Annotated in this window: 9 protein-coding genes; 3 read left to right on the top strand and 6 right to left on the bottom strand. The window is 66.8% G+C overall.

Annotated features, from left to right (window positions below):
- Window positions 1–132: 132 nt before the first annotated feature.
- Entirely contained in the window at window positions 133–615 is a 483-nt protein-coding gene (locus tag L0D16_RS08880; protein ID WP_243031508.1) for an NUDIX hydrolase, read from the top strand.
- Here L0D16_RS08880 and meaB read toward each other — a convergent pair.
- The 4 genes from meaB to L0D16_RS08860 are packed head-to-tail and all read right to left on the bottom strand — an operon-like array spanning window position 612 to window position 3,999.
- Window positions 612–1,556 (bottom strand): methylmalonyl Co-A mutase-associated GTPase MeaB, encoded by a 945-nt coding sequence (meaB, locus tag L0D16_RS08875; protein ID WP_243031507.1) that lies wholly within the window; start codon window positions 1,554–1,556, stop codon window positions 612–614. The two genes, L0D16_RS08880 and meaB, sit on opposite strands and share 4 nt — an antisense overlap.
- Window positions 1,557–1,588: 32 nt before the next feature.
- Window positions 1,589–1,963, bottom strand: a complete 375-nt coding sequence (locus tag L0D16_RS08870; RefSeq protein ID WP_243031506.1) for a RidA family protein — start codon at window positions 1,961–1,963, stop codon at window positions 1,589–1,591.
- Between the two features lie 4 nt (window positions 1,964–1,967).
- Window positions 1,968–3,785: a protein kinase domain-containing protein gene (locus tag L0D16_RS08865; protein ID WP_243031505.1), complete on the bottom strand. Its 1,818-nt coding sequence runs from the start codon at window positions 3,783–3,785 to the stop codon at window positions 1,968–1,970.
- A gap of 1 nt (window position 3,786) precedes the next feature.
- On the bottom strand, window positions 3,787–3,999 hold the full coding sequence (locus L0D16_RS08860) for a transcriptional regulator (RefSeq protein ID WP_243031504.1): 213 nt from the start codon (window positions 3,997–3,999) through the stop codon (window positions 3,787–3,789).
- Between the two features lie 86 nt (window positions 4,000–4,085).
- On the opposite strand from L0D16_RS08860, the gene murA reads away from it, so the two are divergent.
- Entirely contained in the window at window positions 4,086–5,381 is a 1,296-nt protein-coding gene (gene murA / locus L0D16_RS08855) for a UDP-N-acetylglucosamine 1-carboxyvinyltransferase (RefSeq protein WP_243031503.1), read from the top strand.
- A gap of 19 nt (window positions 5,382–5,400) precedes the next feature.
- Here murA and L0D16_RS08850 read toward each other — a convergent pair whose 3' ends face one another.
- On the bottom strand, window positions 5,401–5,847 hold the full coding sequence (locus L0D16_RS08850) for a hypothetical protein (RefSeq protein ID WP_243031502.1): 447 nt from the start codon (window positions 5,845–5,847) through the stop codon (window positions 5,401–5,403).
- A 92-nt stretch (window positions 5,848–5,939) separates the two neighbouring features.
- Between L0D16_RS08850 and prfB the strand changes: the two genes are divergently transcribed.
- A protein-coding gene (prfB, locus tag L0D16_RS08845; protein ID WP_243031501.1) for a peptide chain release factor 2 occupies window positions 5,940–7,038 on the top strand; the annotation gives its coding sequence in 2 pieces (ribosomal slippage) (window positions 5,940–5,990 and window positions 5,992–7,038; 1,098 coding nt in all).
- Window positions 7,039–7,060: 22 nt separating this feature from the next.
- On the opposite strand, the gene phoU is transcribed toward prfB, so the two are convergent.
- Window positions 7,061–7,723 (bottom strand): phosphate signaling complex protein PhoU, encoded by a 663-nt coding sequence (gene phoU / locus L0D16_RS08840; RefSeq protein ID WP_243031500.1) that lies wholly within the window; start codon window positions 7,721–7,723, stop codon window positions 7,061–7,063.
- Window positions 7,724–7,725: the final 2 nt, after the last annotated feature.

Raw genomic sequence — 7,725 nt, 5'->3', positions numbered from 1 at the left:
TAACAAGGTAGCTGTACCGGAAGGTGCGGCTGGATCACCTCCTTTCTAAGGAGTAACCAAGGCCCTGCTCTCCCCTTTTTTAGGTCCTTTGGGGGCGCCTTCGGGCGCCCTTTTTTGTTGCCGGGAGGAGGAGTGCGAAGGAAGCGACAGGTCCGGGTGGCCAGGAAACGGGTGGTGTCCGCCGGGGGCGTGGTCCTGCGGGGGAGGGGGCCGGAGGTGTTGGTGGTGTCCCTGAAGGGGGGACGGGTGGTGACCCTGCCCAAGGGCCAGGTGGAGCCCGGGGAGCGCTACCCGGAAACGGCGGTGCGGGAGGTGCGGGAGGAGACCGGGGTGGAGGCGGCGGTGCTTTCCCCTTTGGGTAAGGTGCGCTACTACTTCACCGTGAGGAACGGGGGAGAACCGGTTACGGTGAGCAAGGAGGTGCACTATTTTCTCATGGCCTACCGGGGAGGCGAGCCCAAGCCTCAGCTTTCCGAGGTGGAGGCGGCCTTCTTCCTACCGGTTTCCCAAGCTCTGGAACGGCTTTCTTATCCCAACGAGCGGGAGATGCTGCGCAAGGCCCTGGCCCGTTGGCGCCCCTCCCGGCTGGATTCCTCCCCGGGGCCCGAGGCCTAGGGGTGGGCCTTGGGGTCCAGGAGGGCCCAGGCGGCCTCTTCCGGGGAAAGCTCCCCCCGGGCCACCCTGGCTACCAGGTCCTCTGCGCCTTGGGTCCTCTTCCGCCCCCACTCCTGGATGACGCTTTCCACCTCAAACCGGGCCCGCTCCAGACGGTGGGCCTCGAGGAGCCCGTGGGCCAGGAGGTGCTGATAATGGGCTTCCAAGCCCTCAAAAAGGGCTTCCACCCCTTCCCCCGTGGCCGCCACCGTGGGGTAGATGGGGGGGCGCCAGCCCCCGGGGCGGGGTGGGGCTAGCTCCAAGGCGCTTTTCAGCTCCTGGATGATCCTCTCCCCCCCGGGGAGGTCAAACTTGTTCACGGCAAAGAGGTCGGCGATCTCCATCACCCCGGCCTTGAAGGCCTGCACCGCATCCCCCGCCGCCGGGGTGAGGACCAGCAAGGTGGTATCCGCCACCCGGGCGATGTCCACCTCGCTTTGGCCCACCCCCACGGTTTCCACGAAGATGCGGTCAAAGCCGAAGGCCTCCAGGAGGGCCAAGGCGGCCACGGTGGCCCCCGCCAGGCCCCCCAGGGCTCCCCTCGAGGCCAGGGAGCGGATGTAGACCCCAGGGTCCTGGTGGTGGCGCATCATGCGGATGCGGTCCCCCAGGATGGCCCCCCCGGTGAAGGGGCTGGAGGGGTCCACGGCCAAAACCCCCACCCGCTCCCCCCGCTTCCGGGCTTCCAGGATCAGGCGGTCGGTGAGGGTGCTCTTGCCGGCCCCAGGGCTTCCCGTGACGCCCACCACCTTGGCCCGGGCCTGGCCCCGCAGGCGCTTAAGGAGCTCCTGGCCCCAAGGGTGCCCCGCTTCCACCAGGGTGAGGGCCCGGGCCAAGGCCCGCACATCCCCTTGGTGGAAGCGATGGAGAAGCTCTTCCACATGGCCTTCCTGGACCGTCATGACGCTATTGTACGCTTTTTTGCCCTGGTGCCTTAATCCGCCAGGGCAAGGCAGGCCACCTCCACCCGGACCCCCTTGGGCAGGGCCTTCACCGCCACCGTGGCCCGGGCGGGGTAGGGGGGAGAGAAATAGCGGGCGTAGACCTCGTTGAAGAGGGGGAAGTCCTCCATGTGCGAAAGGAAGCAGGTGGTCTGTACCACCCGGGAGAGGGAGGAGCCCGCCGCCTCGAGGATGGCCTTGAGGTTTTCCATCACCTGTTCCGTCTGGGCGCGGATATCCCCCTCCACCAAGGTGCCGTCGGGCCTTAGGGGGATCTGGCCGGAGACGAAGACCAGCCCACCCGCCCGCACCGCCTGGGAGTAAGGGCCGATGGCTTGGGGGGCTTTATCGGTGCTGACCGCTTCCATGCCCCTATCCTACGCCAAAGCGGAAGAGCTTCCCCGCCAGGTTGGCCACCAACACCTCCTGGGCCAAGGGCAAAGGTGGTACCTGGACCGCCCCTAGGCCCGTGGCCTCAAAGACCACCTGCCCCCTTTGGTCCACGGCCAAGAAACGCCCCTCCTCCGTGGCCACATAGACGTGGCCGGCAGCATAGGAAAGGCCTGCGGTTACCTTTCCCACCTCGAGGCTCCACACCTCCTCCCCCGTGGCCTGGTCCAGGGCCCTTAGGATCCCGTCCCAGGCGGCCACGTACACCCGTTCCTCGTCCAGGGCCAGCCCGCCCCAGATCTCATCCTCCACGGCGGTGTTCCAGAGGGTTTCCCGGGTCAAGGGGTCAAAGGCGTAAACCTCCCCCTCCCAGGTGGGGATGAAAAGCACCCCCCGGTAGGCGGCCACGGGGGCGTGCACGGGACCGGTTTTCACCTTGTAGCGTAGCGCTCCCGAGTCTGGGTCCAGGGCGTAGAGGAACCCGTCCTCCGAGGCCAGGAAAAGGAGGCCCCGGTGGAAGGTGGGGCTGGCGGAAAGGTGTCCCCCCGCCTGGAAGCGGTAGAGGAGGCGGTCCCCCGCAAAGGCGTATAGGCTTCCATCCCGGCTGGCCACGAAGACCCGCTCCCCCAGGACCAGGGGGGCGGCGGTGATCTCCGCCCCGGTTTCCGCGCTCCACTCCAAGGCCTGGCCTCGGAAACGGCGCACCCGGCCGTCCCAGGCGGCCACGTACACCCCACCCCGGACCACGGGGGGAGCGGTGACCTCTTCGGGAAGGGGTTCCCGGCGCACCGTTCCCGAAAGGAGGTCCACCTCCACCAGGCCCCGCCCCGCCCCCAGGTAGACCCGGCCGTGGGCCTGGACCATCTCCCCGGGCCAGGCGGCCTCCCCGCCCAGGTCCACCTTGCCCTTGAGGGAAAGCCTGCGGGGGTCGGGGGCCAGGGGGTAGTGGCCCGAGCGGCTGGACCCGGCCCGCGGAGTGGAAAGGCGGAGGGCCTGGAACTCCTGCAAGGGGCTTTGGAAGAGGCTGGGGTGGGAGGGCCTTTCCTCCGGGTGCTTGGCCAGAAGGGAGAGCACCGCCTCGGCCACCCCCGGGGGGATGGTGGGGTTCAGGGTCTGGGGGGGCTTGGGGGGCTCGTAGACGTGCTGGAACAAGATGGCCTGGTCGTTCTCCCCTTCAAAGGGGGGCTTGCCGGTGAGGGTGCGGTAAAGGACCGCCCCCAGGCTGTAGAGATCGGCCCTGGGGGTAAGGGGCAGGCCCTTGGCCTGCTCGGGGGCCATGTAGGTGGGGGTGCCCAGGGTGTAGCCGGTGCGGGTGAGGTGGCGGCTTTCCTGCAGGAGGTAGGCCAGGCCGAAGTCCATCACCTTGGGGTAGCCTTCCTTGGTGAGGAGGATGTTCTTGGGGGTGAGGTCCCGGTGGAGGATGCCTTGGGCGTGGAGGTGGGCCAGGGCCTCCATCACCTGGATGGCGGCTTCCAGGATGCGCTCCCCTTCCGGACCCTCCTCAAAGGGGCCCAGGCGGTCAAAGGTGCCCCCTTCCACCAGTTCCATCACGAAGTAGGGGCGCCCCTCCGCCTCCCCTAGGTCCAACACCTGGACGATGCCCGGATGGAAGAGGCGGGAAAGGGCCCGCACTTCCAGGAGGAACCGCTCCCTCTCGGGGGGCAGGGCCCGGGGATGGAGGAGCTTCACCGCCACCTTGCGCCCCAAGCGCTCGTCCACCGCCCGCCACACCTCGGCCATCCCCCCGGAACCCAAGGAGGCCTCGAGGCGGTACCTTCCGCCCAGGACCATGCCCGTCATTTTATTCCTCGGGCTCCAGTTGTTTGAGGAGCTCGGCCAGCTCCTCTTTGTTGCCCTCCAGTTCCTGAACGATCTTGGCGATGGCCAGGCGCACCACCTCCGACTTAGAAACCAGCCTCTCCGGGCTGGAAAGGGCGTAGGCCGCCCGGGTGAGGAGGGCGTCCTGCTCCTCGGAGATGACCACCTGCAGCCGCTTTTTTTCTCTCTTGGGCATACCTTCCCTTGCAAGAGTGTAGCAAAGAGCGCAGGCCCTTGACAATGTGGACCAGCCCTTTTATCCTCACCTTGAGTAAGGTGTGTATGATGCTCAAGGACTCGCGGCGGGGCAGCAGGATCTTGCGGATTGAGGGAGGCCAGCCCCTTTCCGGCGAGTTGCGCATTTATCCAGCCAAAAATGCCGCTTTGCCCATCCTGGCAGCCAGCCTCCTCACCCCCGAGCCCATCACCCTTCTGGAGGTGCCGAGGCTCAGGGACGTGGAGGTGATGCTGGAGCTCTTAGCCCACCTGGGCACCCGTTACCAGTGGGAAGGGCGCACCCTGCACCTGCACACCCCCGAGATCCAGAGCACCCATGCCCCCTATGAGCTGGTGGGCCAGATGCGGGCCAGCTTCATCGTCTGGGGGGCCCTCCTCGCCCGGGTGGGGGAGGGGCGGATCTCCCTGCCGGGAGGGTGTGCCTTTGGGGCCCGGCCCGTGGACCAGCACGTGAAGGCCCTAAGGGCCTTGGGGGCGGAGGTGGTGGAGGAGGAAAACACCTTCCACGCCCGTAGGACCCGGCCCCTAAGGGGGCGGGTGGTCTTTGACCTGCCCACGGTGGGAGGTACGGAGCAGGCCATGCTGGCCGTGGCCTTGGGGGGCGAGGCCACCTTGGTCCAGGCGGCGGTGGAACCCGAGGTGGAGGACCTGGGGCATTTCTTGCAGATGCTGGGGGTGGAGGTCCAGGGCCTGGGTAGCCCCATCCTGCACATCCGGGGTGCCCGGCGGCTGGGCGGAGGCACCTACCGCATCATCCCCGACCGGATCGAGGCCGGCACCTACCTCCTGGCAGCGGCGGCCACCCGGGGGTCCATCACCCTCTTTGAGGCCCGCCCCGACCACCTGGATGCCCTTTTGGACAAGCTGCAACAGGCCGGGCATAAGGTGGAGGTGGGCCGGGATTGGGTAAGGCTAAAGGCCACTTCCCACCCCGAACCCTTCGCCGTGGAGGCCCGGGAGTACCCGGGCTTTCCCACGGACCTGCAGCCCGTCGTCACCGCTTACCTGGCCACGGTGCCCGGGCAGAGCACCATCATGGACCGGGTCTACCCGGATCGCTTCACCCACGTGGGGGAGCTGGCCCGGATGGGGGCTGAGCTTTACCTTCGGGACCGCACCCTCTTGGTGAACGGGAAGCGGTTGCACGGGGCCCAGGTGAAGGCCTTGGATATCCGCGCCGGGGGCGGGCTGGTGGTGGCCGCCCTGGCGGCGGAAGGGGTTTCCGAGATCGAGGGGGTGTACTTCCTGGAGCGGGGCTACGAGCACCTGGAGGAACGGCTAGGCGCCTTAGGAGCCAGGGTGAACCTGGCGGAGGTGCCCTTGGCCCTGGCGGCGGACTAGGGGGTCCTAGGAGAAGGCCTTAGGAAAAGGGGCGCAAGGCTTCAGGGAAGCGGAAGAAGAGGCGTTCCCGCTCCAGCTCGGGGCTGTACCCTTTTTCCACGTAGCCCGCCAGGCGTAGGGCCTCCAGAACCTCCTGGGCCACGGCCCGATCCCCTTCCAGCTTGGCGGTGAGAAAGGCCAAGGCCTCCTCTTCCTCATCCCCTTCCCCCACAAACTCCCGGTACTCCTGGTCCAGGGTTCGCATGAGGGCGGTGAGGTCCAGGGGCTTGGAGAGGAAGACCCACCGGGCTTTTTCCCCGGGAAGGTAGTGGGCGTAGCCTTGAGCCTCCAGGGCCTCGGCCAGCCTCTCGGCCTCGCTGGCGGAGGCGCCTTTTTCCTCCAGGGCGCGCACCAGGCCCTCCCGTTCCCCGTCCAAGCCCTGGGGGAAGCGGGTACGGAGTTCCTGCGCCAGCCGCTTAAGATCCACGGTTCACCTCCTTTTAGTTAGCATAAAATATGCGCGCGGTAATGTAAAGGGTCCTTGTGATTCCCTGCTGAGTCCCTTATACTGGGGAAGGTATGGACCTGGATCTTCTCGCCCTGCGCCTGGAAAACCTCCGGGGGTATCTTTGACATCCCCGGTAAGGAAGCCCGTCTAAAGGAGTTGGAAGGGCGCCTCGAGGACCCGGCCCTCTGGCAGAACCCGGAGGAAGCCCGGCGGATAAGCCAGGAGGCCGCGCGCTTACGGCGCACGGTGGACACCTTCCGTTCCCTAAAGAGCGATCTGGAGGGCCTTCTTGAGCTCTGGCAGGAGTTCCCCGCGGAGGAGCGGGAGGCCTTGAGGCCCGAGCTGGAGGAGGCGGCCAGGAAGCTGGAGGACCTTTACCACGAAACCCTCCTCTCCTTCCCCCATGCGGAGAAGAACGCCATCCTCACCATCCAGCCCGGGGCAGGGGGCACGGAGGCCTGCGACTGGGCGGAGATGCTCTTAAGGATGTATACCCGCTTCGCCGAGCGCCAGGGTTTCCAGGTGGAGCTGGTGGACCTGACCCCAGGGGCGGAGGCCGGCATTGACTACGCCCAGCTCATCGTGCGGGGGGAGAACGCCTATGGCCTCCTTTCCCCAGAGGCCGGAGTCCACCGCCTGGTGCGCCCCTCCCCCTTTGACGCCTCGGGGCGCCGCCACACCTCCTTCGCGGGGGTGGAGGTGATGCCCGAGGTGGACGACACCGTGGAGGTGGTGATCCGGCCTGAGGACCTGCGCATTGACGTGTTCCGCTCCCAAGGGCACGGGGGCCAGGGGGTGAACACCACGGATAGCGCGGTGCGCATCGTTCACCTGCCCACGGGGATCACCGTCACCAGCCAGGCCACCCGGAGCCAGATCAAGAACAAGGAGCTGGCCATGAAGGTGCTCCGCTCCCGCCTGTTTGAGCTGGAGTGGAAGAAAAAGCAGGAGGAGCTCCGCAAGCTCCGGGGTGAGGTGCGGCCCATTGAGTGGGGAAGCCAGATCCGCAGCTACGTGCTGGACAAGCAGTACGTGAAGGACCACCGCACGGGCCTCATGCGCTTTGACCCCCAGAACGTCCTGGATGGGGACCTCCTGGACCTCATCTGGGCAGGGTTGGAGTGGAAGGCGGGCCGCCGCCAAGGGGTGGAGGAGGTGGAGGCCGAGTAGGCCCCCACCCCTTGGCGGCCTATCAGTAGACGTCCTCGGGGGACCTGTAGACCTCGCCCGTAAGCCAGTAGATGACCCTTTCCGCTACGTTTTCCAGATGGTCCCCTAGGCGCTCGTAGCTGCGGGCCACCCGCATGAGGGTCAGGGCCTTGGTGAGGGTGCGGGGGTCTTCCAGCATGTAGGTGATGAGTTCCCGGGTGACCTCCTCGTAGAGGCTGTCCACCTGGTCGTCCATGGCCAGGACCTGGCGGGCGAGGGCGGGGTCCTTTTCCGCCACCGCCTTGCCCAGGGTGTCCATCATCTCCAGAAGGCGTTTGGCCATTTCCTGGAGGATCACGTACCGCTTAAGCGGTGGATCCTGGGACAGAAGGAGGGCATCTTCGGCCACGTGCATGGCGTAGTCCCCGGCCCGCTCCAGGTCGGTGAGGGCCTTGATCACCGTGAAGATGAGGCGCAGGTCCGAGGCCACCGGCTGGTGGCGGGCGATGAGGGTGATGGCCTGGTTCTCAATCTTCAGCTCCAGGGCATCCACTTCCCGGTCCTTGACAATGACCTCCTCCGCCTTGGCCCGGTTGCCCTCCACCAGGGCCTCCGTGGCCTCCTGGGTCATCTCCCGCACCAGGGAGAGCATCCTTAGGGTTTCTTCCAGGAGCTCGTTTAGCGTCTTGTCCAATACTTCCCGCATGC

Origin of the sequence: Thermus altitudinis, assembly GCF_022760835.1 — a bacterium.
Taxonomy (GTDB): Bacteria; Deinococcota; Deinococci; order Deinococcales; family Thermaceae; genus Thermus; species Thermus altitudinis.
The sequence above is the reverse complement of the archived record's forward strand: the minus strand, read 5'-3'. Positions and strand labels throughout refer to the sequence as shown.